The 280-nt window shown below is 63.2% G+C and carries 1 protein-coding gene; it reads left to right on the top strand.

What is annotated here, in order from left to right; all coding sequences use genetic code 11:
- Positions 1–280 (top strand): proton-conducting transporter membrane subunit (locus CVH10_RS19730; RefSeq protein WP_369335901.1); only part of this gene is annotated, 280 nt, incomplete at both ends.

Raw genomic sequence — 280 nt, 5'->3', positions numbered from 1 at the left:
GGAAGATGGGCGGTCTGTGGAAGCTGCTGCCGGTCACCTATGCAGTGATGACCATCGGCACCATCGCCATCACCGGCCTGGGCATCCCCGGCGTCGGCGGCTTCGCCGGCTTCTACTCCAAGGATTCGATCATCGAGAGCGCCTATGCCTCGGCGGCCTCAGGTCACTCGGCCATCGGTCGGTTCGCCTTCTTCGTCGGCATCATCGCCGCCGGTCTGACGGCCTACTATTCGTGGCGCCTGGTCTTCATGACCTTCCACAACAAGCCGGTGTGGAAGGA

Origin of the sequence: Halomonas sp. ND22Bw (assembly GCF_003011945.1) — a bacterium.
GTDB lineage: Bacteria > Pseudomonadota > Gammaproteobacteria > Pseudomonadales > Halomonadaceae > Halomonas > Halomonas halophila.
The sequence above is the reverse complement of the archived record's forward strand: the minus strand, read 5'-3'. Positions and strand labels throughout refer to the sequence as shown.